This window comes from Haloparvum alkalitolerans (assembly GCF_055381565.1).
This window is the reverse complement of the sequence record NZ_AP043938.1, coordinates 1,723,262-1,740,710: the sequence shown is the minus strand read 5'-3', so window position 1 is coordinate 1,740,710 and position 17,449 is coordinate 1,723,262. Positions and strand designations below refer to the sequence as shown.

Here is a 17,449-nt window from a genome sequence, read left to right as displayed (position 1 = left end):
CACGACACAACATGACGCTCGAAACCGACATCGAGGACCTCTGGCGGCGCTACGACCAGGGACTGACCGCGGCCGACACGACGACCGACGACGAGGCGACGCTCGACGCGTTCCTCGACGCGCTGGAGGCCGGCGAAGTCCGCGCGGCGGAGAAGACCGGCGACGACGTGACCTCCTGGACGGCCAACGAGTGGGTCAAGCGAGGCATCCTGCTCAACTTCGGCCTCCGCGAGACCGAGGCGCGCGAGTACGGCGACGTCACCTACCACGACGTGCTCCCGCTGCGAGACACCGCCGATCTGGCGGAGCGGGGAACGAGAAACACGCCGGACGGGACCGCGATCCGGCGCGGCGCGTACCTCGGCAGCGACTGCATCATGATGAGCCCCTCGTTCGTCAACATGGGCGCGTACGTCGGCGACGGCACGCTCGTCGACTCCTGTGACACGGTCGGATCCTGCGCCCAGCTCGGGGAGGGCGTCAAGCTCGGCGCGAACACGCTGATCGGCGGCGTGCTCGAGCCGGTCGAGGACGCGCCCGTGATCGTCGAGGACGGCGTCTCGCTCGGCGCGGGCTGTCGGGTCACCTCCGGCTTCCGCGTGGGCGAGAACTCGGTCGTCGGCGAGAACACCCTGCTCACGCCGCGCATCCCGGTGTACGACCTCGTCGAGGAGGAGGTCATCTACGGTCACCTGCCGTCGGATCGGCGGGCGTTCACCCGCATGGTGGAGTCCTCCGTCGGCGACCACGACCTCTTCGAGGGCGGCGCGTACAAGCCCGCGGTCGTCGCCACCGACGTGGAGGAGCGCACCCTCGAGGCGACCGCGCGGGAGGAGGCGCTTCGGGAATGAGCGACGCCGCCACCGGGGACGCCGCGGCGGACGCCGCCTCCGCGCCCGCCTCCGACCTCGGTCCCGACGTGCGTCGAGTCGCGGACTGGGACGCCGACCGGCTCCGCGACCTCGCCACGACCCACGACACGCCGCTGTACGCCATCGACCTCGACCGCGTGCGGGAGAACTGCGCGCGGCTCCGCGCCGCGTTCCCCGACGCGGACGTGCGCTACGCCGTGAAGGCCCACACGGGGCGGGCGGTCCTCGAGACGGTCCGCGAGGCGGGCCTCGACGCCGAGTGCGCCTCCGCGGGCGAACTCCACCGCGCGCTCGCCGCGGGCTTCGCGGGCGACCGACTCCACTACACCGCGGTCAACCCGCCGGCCCGCGACCTCGACTACGTCGTCGACGAGGCGTGGACCGACAACCCCGACCTGACGGTCACCGCGGGCGCGGTCGACACCCTCGACCGCCTCGCGGAGCGCGGGTACGACGGCCGCGTCTGCGTCCGCGTCAACCCTGGCGTCGGCGCGGGCCACCACGAGAAGGTCCGCACCGGCGCGAACGCGAAGTTCGGCGTCCCGTACGACCGCGCGGCCGAGGTCGTCCGCGACGCCGCCGAGCGGTTCGAGATCGTCGGGATCCACGCCCACGCCGGCTCCGGAATCGACCCGAGCCAACTCGACAGCCACCGCGAACTCGTCTCGCGGATGGGGGAGCTGGCGCGGACGCTGACCGCGCCGAGCGAGGACGACGCCGACGGGACCGGCGACGCGGCCGCCCCCGTCGACCTCGAGTACGTCGACGTGGGCGGCGGCTTCGGCGTCCCGTACGAGGAGGACGCGCCGGCGCTGGACCTGGACGCGGTGGCGGACGCGACCCGCGACGCGCTCGGCGAGGTGTCGCGGGGCGGCTCCGACGATGCCGAGCCCGCCGGTCTCGCGGTCGAGCCCGGGCGCTACGTGGTCGCGGACGCCGGCGTCCTGCTGACGCGCGTGAACACGGTGAAGCCGACGCCGGAGACGGTCGTCGCGGGGGTCGACGCCGGCATGACCGACCTGCTCCGCCCGGCGATGTACGACGCCTACCACCCGATCCGCAACCTCGGTGACGGCTCGTCGACCGCGACCGGCGCGGAGCCGACGAACCGCGAGACGGTCGGCGTCACCGTCGCCGGCCCGATCTGCGAGAGCGCGGACGTGTTCTGCGAGAACAGGCCCCTCCCCGACCCCGAGCGCGGCGACCTGCTGGCGGTCGGCATCGCCGGCGCGTACGGCTACGAGATGGCGAGCCAGTACAACTCCCGGCCGCGACCCGCGGAGGTCGCGGTCGCCGCAGGGGACGCGAGCGGGGGGGACGCGGACGGCGCAGCGCGCGTCGTCCGCCGCCGTGAAACGCTCGCGGACCTGACGGAGGTAGAGGGATGAGCCACGCGACGGGCGCCGTGGAGTTCACGAAGTACCACGGTACGGGCAACGACTTCCTCGTGGTCGACGCCACGGACCCGGTCCCGGACCGGGCCGCGTTCGCTCGCACGCACTGCGACCGCGAGACGGGCGTGAGCGTCGCGGAGTCGTCACGGAACGGCGGCACGAGCGCCGCGACCGGGAGGCGGGGCGCCGACGGCGTGCTGTTCCTGGACGTGACCGAGCGCTACTCGCCGGCCCGCGTCGTGATGACGCTGGTCCAGCCGGACGGCTCGACCGCCTCGATGTGCGGCAACGGCGCGCGCTGTGCGGCCGCGTGGGCCCACGAGCGCACCGGCGAGACGGAGTTCATGATCGACACGCAGGCGGGGACCAGACACGCCAACGTGAGCCCGGACGACGACTACGTGGAGATCGAGATGGGGACGCCCGCGTTCGACCCCGAGCGCGTCCCGGTCGAGAGCGACGGCCCGTTGGTCGAAACCGAGGTCGAGGGACTGACCGTCACCGCCGTGAACACGGGCGTCCCACACGCGGTCGCGTTCGTCGAGGACGTGGACGCACACGACCTCGCGGCGGTCGCGGAGCCGGTCCGACACGCCGACGTCTTCCCGGAGGGCGCGAACGTGAACCTCGCGTCGCCGGCCGGAACGACCGCCGACGGCGTCCCCGTGTTCGCCCAGCGCACCTTCGAGCGCGGCGTCGAGGACGAGACCCGCTCCTGCGGCACCGGCGGCGTGGCCATCGGCGCGGCCGCGGTCCGAACCGGCCGCGTCGAGGGCCCGGAGGTCCACACCACGCCGCCGGGCGGACGGCTGGAGGTGACGGTCCCGGACGACGGCCCGGCGTGGCTGGCCGGCCCCGTCGAGGTGGAGTACGAGGGGACGCTCCTCGCCGATCCGCGATGACCGGACCCGCGGACGGCGACTCTCCCGGCACGCGAGGCGTCGACGTGTCCGACCTCGACGCGTCCCCCCCGGCCGACCCCGAGACCTACGACCCCGTCTCCTTCCTCGCCGAGATGGTGCAGCTTCCGTGTCACGAGGACGTGACCGACGCGCGAGACCTGCTGGTCGCGACGCTGGCGGAGCACGGCGTCGACGCGGCGGTGGACGACGCCGGCAACGTCCTCGCCACGCGGACGGCCTCCGGGGAGTCGGCGGGCGCCGCCGGTCCCCACGTCGTCCTGAATACGCACCTCGACACGGTGTCGCCGGACGTGCCTTTCGAGCGCGACCGGGACGCGACCGTCGAGGGCGAGACGGGGGTGGACGTCATCCACGGGCGCGGCGCCTGCGACGCGAAGGGGCCGCTCGCGGCGCTCGTGGGCGGGTTTCTGTCCGCCGACGTCGGCCGCGGTCGGCTCACGCTCGCGATAACCCCCGACGAGGAGGTCCTCTCGCTCGGCGCCGCGGCGCTGACGGGCCGGCTTCCGGGGACGGAAGACGCGCTCGAGGGCGACCTGTTTCTGGTCGGCGAGCCCACGGGACTTGACGTCTGCACCGCCGCGAAGGGGCGCTTCGAGGGGACGGTCGAACTCGCGGGCGAGAACGCCCACGCGGCCGAGTTCGCCGGCGTCAACGCCGTCGCGGCCGCTGAGGACGCGCTCGCGGCGATCCGGACGTTCGACGCGGAGGCGGACGAACACCCACAGCTCGGCCCGCCGAAGCTCACGCCGACGGTGGTCGAGGGGGGCGGCGCGACGAACCAGGTGCCCGACCGGTGTGCGATCACCGTCGACCGCCGGAGCGTTCCCCCCGAATCCGCGGGCGGGTTCCGGGACGCGCTCGAAGCGGACGTGCGCGCGGCGGTCGACGACGCGGTCGGCGTCGCGGTCTCGCTGACGGAGCGCGACTCGCCGTTCCTGGAGGCGTTCGCGACCGACCCCGACCATCGGCTCCCGCGGACGCTTCGGGAAGCCATCGCCGGCACCCGACCCGAAGCGACCGACGCCGAGCGCGGCGCCGGCGCCCGGCCCTTCTCCGCGGCGACGGAGGCCTCGTACTTCGCGCCCGCGCCGACGGTCGTGTTCGGTCCCGGCGACCTCGCGGACGGCGACGGCGCCGTCGCGCACGCCGATCGCGAGTACGTCCGTGTCCGCGAGGTCGAGTGGGCGACCGCGGCGGTCGAGCGCGCGCTCTCGCGTCTGCTAAGCCCGGAAGGGGCGTAAGTCGGGTCCCGCAACCGGCCGTCGCCGGTCCGTTTCCCGTCTGCGGTCGTGATGTGGATTTTTCTGTAACCGGTCGCGGTGCGGCCCATTTCCGTCACCGCGACGCGTGACCGCACTTTTGAGACGCCGTGCCGATGGACGACTATGTACCGCGACCTCTCGCACCCACTCCGGACGGGCGCGCCGACTTACCCCGGCGACCCGGACGTCTCGGTCGAACCGGCCGCGACTCACGAGGCGGACGGCTACTCGGTTCACACGGTCGAACTCGGCAGCCACGCCGGCACCCACGTCGACGCGCCGCGGCACACGGAACCCGACGGCGCGACGCTCGACGACCGCGAGGTCGGCGAGTGGGCCTTCGACGCGCGCCTGCTCGACCTGACGCCGTGTGAGCCGCGGGAAGCGGTCGGGCCGGACGCGTTTCCGGACGACCTCGACCCCGCGATCGACCTGCTGGTCGTCCGCACCGGTTGGGCCGACAGGTGGGGAACCGACGCCTACCGCGATCATCCGTTCCTGACGCCCGAGTTCGCCGAGCGGTGCGTCGACGCGGGCGTCGGCGTGGGTCTGGACACGTTCGGTCCCGACCCGACCGCGCCCGCCGAGTCAGCAGACGACGACTCCGGTGACGAGCCGACCGGATTCCCTGCCCACCACGCGCTGCTGGGTGCCGGTCTGCCGGTCGTCGAGAACCTTCGGAACCTCGCGGGTCTACCCCGCCGGTTTGCGTGCTACGCCTTCCCGCTCCCGCTCGCGGAGAGCGACGGTGCGCCGGCAAGAGTGGTCGCGAAGACGCGGTAGGCGGGCGGGCTCCGGATCCGAACCACGCTCCCGGCGCGGTCAGTATCGCCGGCGTGCGCCGACCGCGAGGATGACGCCGATCGCGAGCGTCCCGGCCCCGAGGAACCCGGCGGCCAGCAGCGCGTCCCCGGAGAGGGACCCGCCGCCCGGGAGCCCCACACCGTCACCGTCGTCCGAGCCCGCCCCCGACGGTTCGTAGTGGTAGTTCGGGTGGATGGGCTCGTACGTCCGGTTCTCCACGGTGACGTTGCCCTCGGGCTCGCCCGCGAACTCGACCATGTCGAGGCTGTCGTTCATGTCCGAGTAGTCGTTCGTGTACAGTCGAACTTCCCCCCTGACGACCGCGTCCGGCGGCTCGTTCAACTCGATGACCGCGGTCCCCGTCTCGTTGGGCCTAGCCTCCGGCCGCCCGACCGCGTTCCCCGTCTCCTCGGTCGAGACGACGACGTGCTGGCGATGCGCGTGCGGAGTCGGGTTCTCGACCGTGACGTGGAGTTCCGTCCGCGGATCCGCGGGCGTCCCGTTCGCCACGAGGTCGACGTTCGTTATCTGCGGGAGCGGCATGTCGTCCGCGTCCGCGGCCGTGGGCGTGGCGTTGTAGGTGTGCTGGATGGTTGGGCCGTAGGCATGGATCTTGACTATTTGTTGATGGGCAGAGGGATCTTGCATGCCAGAGATATCAAAGGTCCAATATTCGGTTTCGCTTGGGTGGAGTGTCTCTCGTACGTCATGCACCGTCGTTCTGGCTACTTGAAGTGCAAATGATACTTCTTCAGACTCAGTGTTGAGATTGTGCGAAGAGATCTCTAGAGTCATATTCGCGTAGAAGTCGGCGGTGATCTGGAACCCATATTCTGTTTGTATCGTCTTCGAGTAGACTATTTCCTCCTGCTCGTCAGTATCGACCGTTGAGTCAGCCAGTCCGGGTCCTGCCATCATACCGGCCGCTACGACCACCAGCATCGCAACTAGCAGAAACCGACCGTGGATCATTTTACACCACATCCCGCACCTCGACAGTCATCTCCCCCTGTCGGCTCACGATTTCTTAATTGTTGTATTAATTCGGGTTCTGAGACGAATCCCTCTTCGACTGCCGTCTTCTTGAACACGCCCGTCTTTCGGATATTACTGTCTACCGCATCTGTGCCGGACGAGTAGTACACGATATCGCCTTCAACCGTCAGTTCCGATCGAGTAACTGCTGTTTTGTCGTCAACTTCATCTCGTATCTCAGAATTCGTTCCAACCTGCTTTCGGAGTATCCAGGTAGTCGACGTTGACGTTCGACCGATCCGATAGTTGTCACTCCTGACGTGGTTGTCCACCGTCCGACGGTCGGACGTCTCCATGTAGTCTCTCCACTCCGACACGCTTTGCTGAATGACGACTTCCTTGCTCGCTAGGTACGTGTAGTCTGTGACCGTTGTGGTCTTCGTCTCCCTGTGTTGGTACTCAGTCTCTGTGACTCGATCGCGGACCTTAACGGAACGAGAGGAGCCTGTTCGGCGGTCCCACAAACTGTAAGCATGCGATGACCAGTAAGTTCCCCCGTACCTGCTTTGGTACTGGTATTCCGTTCGGTACTCCGCGGACTGGATCGTCCTTGTCCGCTTCTGACCGGTGTACCCGGACGAAATTGAATGCCGCCACTCGTAGGATGTCGTCACTTTTTCGCGTTGAGTCGACGTGCGTCCGGATTTGTGCCACCCGTCAGATCGACGGATAAAGTGCCGGCGTCGAAGCGAGCTATCGAACTCCTTCTGCCTGGTTTCGATTATTGCGTCCTGCTCGTGAAGCCTCTGTATCGTGTAGGACGTGTCCTCTTCCATCTCCGCTACTGAGTATCCTCTATCCTGACTTGCCCGCATCAAGTGCTCAGACGAGACTGAGATCTCGTCATACACTGGAACTTCTACCTCATAGAGCGACTCAGTTACGTCGATATTGTAATAAAACTCTCCCGTTCTGGTGAATGTCGGGAGGGGTAACTCGAACGTTCGTTCCGTTTGCTCCGGGTTTTCTGCGTTATATACTTGTAAAGCAACAGGACCATCAAGATAGGCTCCCAGCGTAGTTTCGATATCCCCGACCCAGCGGTTCTCCTGTTCTGCCGGATCTTTCTTCGCTGTGACTTGGCCAGAACCACGGATCAATTCAAAGCGTATGTCAGAGCTTTCGAATGCTTCATCTTTCAAGTTAAACCGCTCTGTTCTGAAGCTCAGACTTAGAGTTTCGTATGGATCGTATCCCGTTTGACTGTACAAGAACACGTCAATTGTCGGCGAATAGTACTCATCCAGCGTCGTCGTCTTTCTAACCTCTCGGTTGTGTCCGTCGATAACTGAGAGGGTGATTTCGTTCTTGATGTTTTTCAAGCTGGACGACAGAACCGGGCTCTCCTCCACAAAGTCCGGTATCCAAGTAAACGAGAGCTTAGTTCCGTCTGGATCAAATGAATTACTGGCGTCAATCACGATTCTAGGAACGTGTAGGTTTTTGTCGTGGTTGACATGGACATCTAATCGAACCTCGGGGTCACTGTCTACGACTTTGATCGACGCAGGCTCCTTATCGACGACTAACGTTTGAGGCCGATCAAGTACTAGGAGATTCTCAGTTATCTCATACTTTCGTGGGGACGAATAAGCAAAGTCAACTATTTTGACTATTTTTTGATCTGATATATTTTGAGTGCGAGTTTCTAATTCCACATACTCATTTTCCCGAGCGCTTGTCTCCATCCCCACCCCCTCAACCGGGTAGCCGTTCAGGTCCACGGTCACCTTCATCGTCGCGGTGTAGCGTTCGGGGTCGATTCGCTCGTGGTAGGAGTCGACCGGCGTGTTCAGGACCTCGATCGACTCGATATAGGGGATCCCGGCGACTTCGACGGTCTCCGTGACGCGAACGGTCTGTCCGTAGGTGTCGGTCGCGACCGCGGTCACCTCGTATTCGGTGTTGTCTCGGAGTCCGTCCGCGCGGAACTCCGACTCGTGGCGCCGGACGCCCCGACGCGTTGCGCGTTCGACCAGTTCGCCGTCGATGAACACCTCCACGGACCGGAGCGCGTTCAGGTCGTCCTCCGCGACGACCGCGCCGCTGATGGTCCCGTCGTAGCCGTCGAGGTCCCGGAGCCGGAGGTCGACCGGCGGCTTCGCGACCACCTCGCGGGTCCCGTCCGCGAACGTCGCCACGCGCTTGCTCCCGTCGCGGTACTCGACGAGCGCGGAGAGCCGGTGGCGGCCGGGGTCCCACGTTCGTTGGAGCGTCCCGCCGGTCGCGACCGACTCGCCGTCGACGCGCCAGGTGACCGCGGCGACGGCCGCGCCGCCGGAGTCGACCGAATACGTCGCAGTGAGCGGTTCCTCCTCGAACACCTCCTGTGGACCGTGGATCGTCGGGTCCTCGCTCGCCGCGGTACCGCCGTACCAGCCGGGGCTTCCGCTCGCCTCCTCCGGCTCCGTAACCGAGACCGTCCGGTCGTCGCTCGCCGACTGGTCGGCAGTGTCGAGAACCGTCACGTCGACGGTTCGGGGATCGAGCGTGGTGATGGTGCGGTTCAGGGTGGCTTCGGCTCCCGGCCGGTGCTCGGTCTCGACGACCTCCCCGTCGACTCGCCAGACGACGCGGTCGATGGGCGCGTCACCCGGGTCGATCGCGGCCGTGAAGGCGGCGGTGTCGCCGACCGACACCGCCGACGGGCCCTCGAGTGCGACCGCGGGCGGGTCCCCCTCGGAGACGCGGACGTGGAGCGTGTCGCTGGCCGTCCGCCCCGCGTCGTCGGTCACGGTGAGCGTCACGTCGTAGGTCCCTAACGCGGCCGCCTCGAAGGTCGGCGTTCGGCCGGTCGGCGTCGCGGCCGTGCTACCGTCCGGAGCCAGGATTTCCCACTCGTAAGCGACGATCTCACCGTCCGGATCGTACGAGCCGCCGCCGTCGAGATGAACGGTCGTCCCCTGGGATACCGACTGGTCGAGACCGGCGTCGGCAAGCGGCGCTTCGGCGTCGGCCGCCCCCGCGAGCGGAGCGCCGAGGAACAGACACACGAACAGCAGTGCGAGCGCGTCTCGTCTCATTCAGGCGGAGAGTCATATCCTCTTTTTCTGACTTAAGTGTTCGTATCTTTTTATCGAATTATATTTTCCAACAGCTGTTTTAATCTGAGAGTTGCCGGATCGAGAGAGAAGCCCGACAGTTATACCCTCCGCGCCCGACGCCGGAAACGTGCAGAAGACCGTACTCATCACCGGCTGCTCCTCGGGTATCGGCCGCGCGACGGCGCGGGCGTTCAACGACGAGGGCTGGACGGTGTACGCGACCGCACGGAACCCCGCGGACGCACAGACGCTCGGGGACGAGGGCTGCGAGCTCGCGACGCTCGACGTGACGGACCAGGCGGACGTCGACCGCGTCGTGGACCGGATCCTCGACGAGGAGGGGGCCATCGACTGTCTGGTCAACAACGCCGGATACGGCCAGTTCGGCCCGCTGGAGGACGTGCCGACGGAGAAGGTCCACGAGCAGTTCGACGTGAACGTGTACGGTCCCCATCGGCTCATCAGGGCCGTCCTCCCGCACATGCGCCGCGAGCGCGAGGGGACGATCGTCAACCTCTCGTCGGTCGCCGGACGCGTCGCGTTCCCCGGCGGGGGCGTCTACAGCGGTTCGAAGTTCGCGGTCGAGGCGATGTCCGACGCGCTGCGCGGCGAGGTATCCGAGTACGGCATCGACGTGGTCGTCGTCGAGCCCGGGCCGGTCAAAACGGGATTCAGCGAGCGCGCCGAGCGGGAGGTGGCGGCGGACCGGGAGCCGGAGGATGACGAAGCGGGCGGTGAGGTCGGCGAGGGGATCGACCGCTCGGGCGCCTACGAGGACTTCTACCGCGTCTTCGACGACGCGAAGCTGATCGGAGGCGACGGCCCCGGGTCGGTCGGTCCGGAGCGGGTCGCGGCCGAGATCCTCAACGCGGCGAGCGCGACGCGGCCCCCGGCCCGCGTCCAGCCCGGGACGGCAGCCCGGGTCGGCGTCCTGGCGCGGTTCCTCCCCGACGCGGTGCGCGACAAGGGGTACGAGCTGCTCGCGAAGCTGACGCGGTAACGCCGGCTGGCCGTTCTCTCTTCCCCTGTTCTGGCCCGTTCGACCCTTCAGCCGAGGAAGTCCCCGATGTTCGTCTGGAGCCCCGCGGCCATCGTCGACTTGCGCCGGAGTCGCGAGAGGGGGACCGGGAGGTGGTCCGCGACGCCGCGGACGGCCTCGCCGAACGTCTCCGCTTCCCCGAGCTCGCCCTCGAAGGCGTTCCTGACCGCCTCGCGGACCTGCCAGACGCCGACGGGCCCCCAGTACGCGTCGGAGACGTGTCTGAGCACCAGGACCTTCGCCTGCCGGCCGCGGTCGGAGAGGTGCTCCAGCACGCCGAGCCGCGCGGCGTAGTACGCGCCCGCGGTCTCGTCGACGTAGCCCGTCCGCCCCTCGCGGCCCTCGTGGGCGGCCGCGAGGTAGATGCCGGCCTCGGGGTCGGGGTTCCAGACGGAGCCGGGCGCCTTCATCTCGACGAGCTCGTACTCCCAGTCGCCCGGGGCGAGGACCACCCAGAAGGCGTTGCCGAGGTACTCGTTGCGGTGGACCTCGACCGAGTCGACCGACGGCGCGTCCCTGATCGTCCCGCGGAGGTACTGGCCGACGGTGTCGTCGACCGCGGTGATCGACCAGCGCGTCGGGACGAGTCGGCGGTTCTCCCCCTGTCCGAGCGCGCCCGCCGAGAGGATCGAGTTGATCTCGTACACGTCGAACCCCCGGCGGTAGAGGTACGTCATCGCCCCCTGCGCGCGCCAGTCGTCGTCCTCCAGCGTCTTCTCGACCGGCCGCGGGACGTGCGGGTTCTCGCCGAGCGACGCGTCGCGGGCGCGGGCCCGCGGTCCGACCGGCGCGCCCACGTCGTCGATGTCCACGTCCAACTCCGGCTTCGAGTCGAGCCCGATCTCCACGTCGACGGGCCGGTCCGCGATGGCCACCTCGCGCTGGGTGCCGAGCCAGCCGTCCCACGCGTCGTGGACGTTGTCGACCTCGGCGGTCCGGTTGGAGTTGAGGAGGCCGGAGCGGCGTTCGAAGACGTCGCCGATCGAGACGCCCTCGTCGTACCAGTCGCCGGAGGTGCGGAACCGCTCGGCCTGCTCCTCGCGGCCGACCGGCGACAGGATGCCGGTCGAGACGTTCGGGTAGTTCGAGCGCCCGACGAAGATAGACGGCGAGACGGAGCCGACCAGCGAGTCGCCGGAGAGCGCGTCCTCGAAGCGGTCCTGAAACGTCTCGAGGTGGTCGAGCACGCCGTAGTCCTTCTCCTGGGCGAGGCGGCGGCGCTCGGCGCGCTCGTTCCGCTCGAACTCCACGAACTCGTCGAGCCGCATTCGGCCGTGGGTACGACGGGGACGGGTTTGAACGTTGCCCGCGCGGGTTCGCGTGTGGGTGCGTGCAGCGACCCGAGAAACGCCCGGTTTCGACCGCGGCGAGGGACGCGCGGAACCAGCGGGCTTTTGCCCCGCTTGCCCGAGAACACACACGAGCAATGAGCCACGAGGACTTCCCCACCGACGACCCCGCGGTGGTGACCTGCGGGCTGCCGTACGCCAACGGCGACCTGCACGTCGGTCACCTCCGCACCTACGTGGGCGGCGACGTGTACGCCCGCGCGCTGCGAACGCTGGGCCAGCAGACCGCGTTCGTCTCCGGCTCGGACATGCACGGCACGCCCGTCGCGGTCAACGCGGAGCAGGAGGGCGTCTCCCCCGAGGAGTTCGCGCTCGGCTGGCACGAGGAGTACGAGGCGACGTTCCCGAAGTTCAACGTCGACTTCGACAACTACGGCCACACCCACGACGAGACCAACACCGAGCTCACCCAGGAGCTGGTCCGCGACCTCGACGAGGCCGGCCACGTCTACGAGAAGGAGATCATGGTCGCGTACGATCCCGAGGACGACCAGTACCTCCCCGACCGCTACGTCGAGGGGACCTGCCCGTACTGCGGTGCCCACGCCCGCGGCGACGAGTGCGACGAGGGGTGCCAGCGCCACCTCGAGCCCGGCGAGATCGAGGACCCCGTCTCGACCATCTCGGGGAACCCGGCCGAGTACCACGAGCGCACGCACAAGTTCTTCGAGGTCTCCGCGTTCGCCGACTACCTCTCCGACTTCCTGGACCGGCTGGAGGGGACCGCGAACGCCCGGAACCAGCCCCGCGAGTGGATCGAGCAGGGGCTCCAGGACTGGTGTATCACCCGCGACATGGACTGGGGGATCGACTACCCCGACGCCGAGGGCGAGGAGTCCGACCTCGTGCTGTACGTCTGGGTCGACGCGCCGATCGAGTACATCGCCTCCACGAAGCAGTACTCCGAGCGCGTGGGCGCGGACGTCTTCGACTGGGAGGCGGTCTGGGGCGCCGGCGAGCACGCCGCGGCCGCCGCGGACGCCACCGACCCCGACGCGGTCGACCCCGACGACGTCGGCGGCGAGGTCGTCCACGTCATCGGCCGCGACATCATCCAGCACCACACGGTCTTCTGGCCCGCGATGTTGCGCGGCACGGGTCACGTCGAGCCGCGCGCCGTGATGGCCTCCGGCTTCGTGACGCTCGGCGGGAAGGGCTTCTCGACCAGCCGCGACCGCGCGGTCTGGGCCGACGAGTACATCGACGAGGGGTTCCACCCCGACCTGCTGCGGTACTACCTCGCGACCAACGGCGGGTTCCAGCAGGACGTGGACTTCTCGTGGGAGCGCTTCCGCGAGCGCGTCAACAACGAGCTGGTGGGGACGGTCGGCAACTTCCTCTACCGCTCGCTTTTGTTCGCGCACCGCAACTACGAGGGCGCCCCGACGGACGTCGCGGGGCCGAGCGACGAGGTCGAGAGCCGGATCGACGGCGCGGTCGCCGACTTCACCGACGCCGTCAACGACTACTCCGTCCGCGACGCGGGCGACGCGGTCACCCATCTGGCCGCGTTCGGCAACGAGTACATCCAGCGCAACGAGCCGTGGAGCCTCGTGGACAACGACCCCGAGCGCGCGAAGCAGGTCGTCTACGACTGCGTCCAGATCGCGAAGGCCATCGCCGTCCTCTTCGAGCCGGTCGCGCCCGAGAAATGCGAGCGCCTGTGGGCGCAGCTGGGCGAGGACGGGTCCGTCCACAACGCGACGCGCGCCGACGCGCTGGCACCGCCCGCTGGGGCGTTCCCCGAGCCGACCGAGCTGTTCGAGAAGATCGAGGCCGAGCGCGTCGAGGAGCTGAACGCGAAGCTCGACGAGCGCGTGGCCGAAGCGACCGCCGACGAGGCGAAGGAGAGCGAGGAGGCGGACGCGGAGGATACCGCGGACACGGACGACGCCATGACCGACTTCGACCCCATCACCGACGACCGCATCGACTTCGAGACGTTCGAGGAGCTCGACATCCGGGTGGGCCGGATCGAGAGCGCGGAGGGCATCGAGGGCGCGGACAAGCTCGCGAAGCTCACCGTCGACATCGGCGTGGAGACGCGCCAGATCGTCGCCGGGATCAAGCAGCTCCACGACCTCGACGCCATCGAGGGCGAGAAGGTGGTCGTCCTCGCGAACCTCGAGAAGGCGGAGCTGTTCGGCGTCGAGTCGAACGGCATGGTGCTGGCCGCGGGCGAGGAGGCCGACCTGCTGACGACTCACGGCGACGCCGCGCCAGGCGAGCGGATCCGGTAGGCCGAAGCCTGCGGTCGGCCGAGCAAACGCCGGCCGCGAGAGGAGACCGAACGGGCGCCGCTCCCGCTACTCAGGCCAGCCCGACGGTCTCCCGGTACTGGCCGTGCTGCGCCTCGAAGACCGCCATTATCTCGCCCATCGTGGCGTACGCTTTCACCGCGTCGACGATGTAGGGCATCACGTTCTCGCCGCTCTCGGCCGCGTCCGCGAGCGCGTCGAGGGTCGCCTCGACCGCCTCGTCGTCGCGGTCCTCCTTGACCGACTCCAGGCGGGCGAGCTGGCGCTCGCGGGTCGTCTCGTCGACGTGGAGCAGGTCCGGCTTGGTGTCCTGGTCGACCTCGTACTTGTTGACGCCGACGACCGTCTCCTCGCCCTCGTCGACGCGCTCCTGGTACTCGTAGGAGGCCTCCTGGATCTCGCCGTGGAAGTAGCCCTCCTCGATCCCCGCGAGCACGCCGTCGCGGACGGAGCCGTCGCCCATCTCGCGGATCTCCTCGATGTACGCCATCGCCTTCTCCTCGGTCTCGTCGGTGAGGCTCTCGACCGCGAACGAGCCCGCCAGCGGGTCGACGATGTCCGCGGCGCCCGACTCGTCGGCGATGATCTGCTGGGTCCGGAGCGCGACGCGGACCGCCTGCTCGGAGGGGAGCGCCAGCGCCTCGTCGTAGGAGTTGGTGTGGAGGCTCTGGGTGCCGCCGAGCACGCCCGCGAGCGCCTGAATCGTCACGCGGACGACGTTGTTGAGCGGCTGCTGGGCGGTCAGCGACTGGCCCGCGGTCTGGGTGTGGAACTTCAGCCGTTTGGCGTCGGGGTCCTCGGCGTCGTACCACTCGTCCATCACGCGGGCGTAGATGCGGCGGGCCGCGCGGAACTTCGCCACCTCCTCGAAGATGGAGTTGTGCGAGTTGAAGAAGAAGGAGAGCTGCGGCCCGAACTCGTCGACGTCCAGCCCGCGGTCCAGACAGTCCTCGACGTACGCGAAGCCGTCCGCGAGCGTGAACGCCAGTTCCTGAATCGCGGTCGAGCCCGCCTCGCGGATGTGGTAGCCGGAGACGGAGATGGGGTTGAACTTCGGCGTCTCGTCGACGGCGAACTCGATGGTGTCGGTGACCAGGTCGAGGGACGGCTCCGGCGGGATCACCCACTCCTTCTGCGCGATGAACTCCTTGAGCATGTCGTTCTGCAGGGTGCCGCGGACCTCCTCGCGCGGGACGCCCTGCTGGTCGGCGAGCGCGACGTACATCGCGTAGATGACCGGCGCGCTCGGGTTGATGGTGAAGGAGGTCGACACCTCGCCGACGTCGATGCCGTCGAACAGCACCTCCATGTCGCGGAGGGTGTCGACCGCGACGCCCTCCTTGCCGACCTCGCCGAGCGACATCGGGTCGTCGGAGTCGAGCCCCATCAGCGAGGGCATGTCGAACGCCGTCGAGAGGCCGGTCTGCCCGTTCTCGATCAGGTAGTGGAACCGCTCGTTCGTCTCCTCGGCGGTCCCGAACCCCGCGAACTGCCGCATCGTCCACGTCCGGCCGCGGTACATCGTCGGGTACGGGCCGCGGGTGAACGGCTCCTCGCCCGGGAAGCCCAGGTCCTCCTCGTAGTCCAGGTCCGCCACGTCCTCGGGGGTGTAGATCCGGTCGACCTCGAGGTTCGAGACGGTCGCGAAGCGGTCCTCGCGCTCCCCGAACCGCTCCAGCACGGGGTCGAGCGTCTCCGCCTCCCACTCCTCCCGTGCCTCTCGGATCGACGCGAGGTCCTCCTCGTCGTACATGCCCGGAGGTTTCGCCGGACAGTTCTTAAGCGTTTTTCACACATTTCGGTGACGGCGAGACTTGCGTCGATAGGTGGGGGCGAGTGAATGGTCGACCGTGCTGCCGTGCTCGTTGCGACCGGCCGTGAAGCCCTCAACCGCCGCTGTGCTCGGGGTTTCTGGACCAGTCGAGCGGCCTGCTGCGCTTGCCGCCACTACCCGGAAAGCCCTCGACCGCTCGCGGCTCTCCGGCCGGGCTCACGTCACGCCGTCGCCGGCCGGATCGAACGCCTCGTGGGCGCCGTCGGCGAGTATCGCTTCGAGAGTGGCGACCACCTCCACCACGTCGCCGAAGCTCGTGTAGAGCGGCGCCGGGCAGACCCGGACCACGTTCGGCGGCCGGAAGTCGACCACCACCCCGCGCTCCTTCAGGGCGAGGCTCAGCCGCTCCGCGTCGGGGTGTTCCAGCGCGAGGTGCCCGCCGCGGGCGTCGTGCTCGCGGGGCGTCCCGACGGACACCGCCGGCAGTCGCGCGTCGACGAGCGCGGCGAGGAAATCCGTCAGCGCCAGCGACTTCTGGCGGACGCGGTCGATCCCCGCCTTCCGAACGAGGTCGAGCGCGCCCTCCAGCGGCGCCGTCGCGAGGATCGGCGGCGTCCCGATCTGCCACGCGCCGGCCGAGCCGGCGGGCGTGTAGGTCATGTTCATCTCGAACTGCGTCGCCTTCTCGTGACCCCACCATCCGGCCAACGCCGGGGTGAGCCCGTGGTGGCGCTCGGCGACGTAGAGCCCCGCGATGGACCCCGGCCCCGCGTTGAGGTACTTGTAGGTGCACCACGTGGCGAAGTCGACGCCCGCCGCCGAGAACTCGTGCGGGACGACGCCCGCGGTGTGAGCCGCGTCGAAGCCGACGTAGGCCCCGTTGGCGTGGGCGGCCGCCGCGATCCGTGGCACGTCGAAGCGCTGTCCGGAGCGGTAGAGCGCGGTCGGCATGTAGACGATCCCCACGTCGTCGTGTCGCTCCAGTGCCGCCTCCACGTCCGCGGGGTCGACGGTGCGCCCGTCGCGGCTCTCCACGGCGCGGAGCTTCTCGTCGGGGTCGATCCCCCGCGTCCGCAGGGCCGCCCGGACCGCGTAGTGGTCCGAGGGGAAGTCGAGTTCGTTGACCAGGACCGCGGGACGGGCGGCGTCGCCCCCGCCGGCCGCGTCCCCGGAGCCCGACCCCCACGTCCCGTCCGCGGCCGCGTACCCCTCGACTTCGGGGCCGTTCCCAGCGAGCAACTCGTCCAGGAACGTCCCGACGAGCGTGTGGACGTTGACGGTGATCGAGTTGCCGACGACGACCTCCTCGGGCGCGGCGCCCACGAGCGGCGCCATCGCGTCGCCGACGCGCTCGGCGTACTCGAACCACGGCGGCTCGGCGTCGGTCCAGCCGCCGATCAACAGCTCCCGCCACTCGTCGACGACGCGGTCGAGGCTCGCCAGCGCGGCGTCGGAGGCCGGTCCCAGCGAGTTGCCATCCATGTACAGCGCGTCCTCGGGGAGCCGAAACCGGTCCGCGAACTCCGCGAGCGGGTCGGCGGCGTCCAACTCGCGCGCGGTCGCGGCCGGCTCCGGCCCCGGGTCCGAAGCGCCGGCGTACGGGTGGTCGGCCGCGCGGCCGTCCGCCCTCGTCTCCGACCCGCCCCCGGTCGCGTCCGAATCGTCCATGCGCGAGGGGACGGCCGCGGCACATTA

At 68.8% G+C, this 17,449-nt stretch carries 12 protein-coding genes; 7 read left to right on the top strand and 5 right to left on the bottom strand.

Features of this window, described 5'->3' with window-relative positions; genetic code table 11:
* The first annotated feature begins 11 nt into the window (after nucleotides 1-11).
* From ACZ432_RS11020 to ACZ432_RS11000, 5 genes are all read left to right on the top strand, one after another.
* Complete coding sequence (locus ACZ432_RS11020) at nucleotides 12-851, top strand: 2,3,4,5-tetrahydropyridine-2,6-dicarboxylate N-succinyltransferase (RefSeq protein ID WP_426962365.1); 840 nt, start codon at nucleotides 12-14, stop codon at nucleotides 849-851.
* A complete protein-coding gene (gene lysA / locus ACZ432_RS11015; protein ID WP_426962366.1) occupies nucleotides 848-2,260 on the top strand; it encodes a diaminopimelate decarboxylase in 1,413 nt (470 codons plus the stop codon). The genes ACZ432_RS11020 and lysA overlap by 4 nt, the downstream gene beginning before the upstream one ends.
* Complete coding sequence (gene dapF / locus ACZ432_RS11010) at nucleotides 2,257-3,168, top strand: diaminopimelate epimerase (protein WP_426962367.1); 912 nt, start codon at nucleotides 2,257-2,259, stop codon at nucleotides 3,166-3,168. The genes lysA and dapF overlap by 4 nt, the downstream gene beginning before the upstream one ends.
* Before the next feature lie 113 nt (nucleotides 3,169-3,281).
* Nucleotides 3,282-4,430 carry a M20/M25/M40 family metallo-hydrolase gene (locus tag ACZ432_RS11005; RefSeq protein ID WP_464378866.1) on the top strand — a complete coding sequence of 383 codons (1,149 nt, stop codon included), beginning with the start codon at nucleotides 3,282-3,284 and terminating at the stop codon, nucleotides 4,428-4,430.
* Between the two features lie 144 nt (nucleotides 4,431-4,574).
* Nucleotides 4,575-5,234 carry a cyclase family protein gene (locus ACZ432_RS11000; RefSeq protein ID WP_426962369.1) on the top strand — a complete coding sequence of 220 codons (660 nt, stop codon included), beginning with the start codon at nucleotides 4,575-4,577 and terminating at the stop codon, nucleotides 5,232-5,234.
* A 39-nt stretch (nucleotides 5,235-5,273) separates the two neighbouring features.
* Here the strand turns inward: ACZ432_RS11000 and ACZ432_RS10995 are convergent, their stop codons facing one another.
* Both ACZ432_RS10995 and ACZ432_RS10990 read right to left on the bottom strand, forming a co-directional pair.
* Nucleotides 5,274-5,903 carry a hypothetical protein gene (locus tag ACZ432_RS10995; protein ID WP_426962370.1) on the bottom strand — a complete coding sequence of 210 codons (630 nt, stop codon included), beginning with the start codon at nucleotides 5,901-5,903 and terminating at the stop codon, nucleotides 5,274-5,276.
* A 320-nt stretch (nucleotides 5,904-6,223) separates the two neighbouring features.
* The gene (locus ACZ432_RS10990) at nucleotides 6,224-9,313 is read right to left on the bottom strand and encodes a PKD domain-containing protein (RefSeq protein ID WP_426962371.1); all 3,090 of its coding nucleotides are present in this window, start codon (nucleotides 9,311-9,313) and stop codon (nucleotides 6,224-6,226) included.
* A gap of 148 nt (nucleotides 9,314-9,461) precedes the next feature.
* Here ACZ432_RS10990 and ACZ432_RS10985 point away from each other — a divergent pair, with 148 nt between their 5' ends.
* Complete coding sequence (locus ACZ432_RS10985) at nucleotides 9,462-10,334, top strand: SDR family oxidoreductase (protein WP_426962372.1); 873 nt, start codon at nucleotides 9,462-9,464, stop codon at nucleotides 10,332-10,334.
* Between the two features lie 47 nt (nucleotides 10,335-10,381).
* Here the strand turns inward: ACZ432_RS10985 and nreA are convergent, their stop codons facing one another.
* Complete coding sequence (nreA, locus tag ACZ432_RS10980; RefSeq protein WP_426962373.1) at nucleotides 10,382-11,641, bottom strand: DNA repair protein NreA; 1,260 nt, start codon at nucleotides 11,639-11,641, stop codon at nucleotides 10,382-10,384.
* Between the two features lie 158 nt (nucleotides 11,642-11,799).
* On the opposite strand from nreA, the gene metG reads away from it, so the two are divergent.
* The gene (metG, locus tag ACZ432_RS10975; protein WP_426962374.1) at nucleotides 11,800-13,962 is read left to right on the top strand and encodes a methionine--tRNA ligase; all 2,163 of its coding nucleotides are present in this window, start codon (nucleotides 11,800-11,802) and stop codon (nucleotides 13,960-13,962) included.
* 70 nt (nucleotides 13,963-14,032) lie between these two features.
* On the opposite strand, the gene ACZ432_RS10970 is transcribed toward metG, so the two are convergent.
* Complete coding sequence (locus ACZ432_RS10970; RefSeq protein ID WP_426962375.1) at nucleotides 14,033-15,733, bottom strand: acyl-CoA mutase large subunit family protein; 1,701 nt, start codon at nucleotides 15,731-15,733, stop codon at nucleotides 14,033-14,035.
* Nucleotides 15,734-15,970: 237 nt separating this feature from the next.
* Nucleotides 15,971-17,422 (bottom strand): kynureninase, encoded by a 1,452-nt coding sequence (gene kynU / locus ACZ432_RS10965; RefSeq protein WP_426962376.1) that lies wholly within the window; start codon nucleotides 17,420-17,422, stop codon nucleotides 15,971-15,973.
* Nucleotides 17,423-17,449 lie beyond the last annotated feature (27 nt).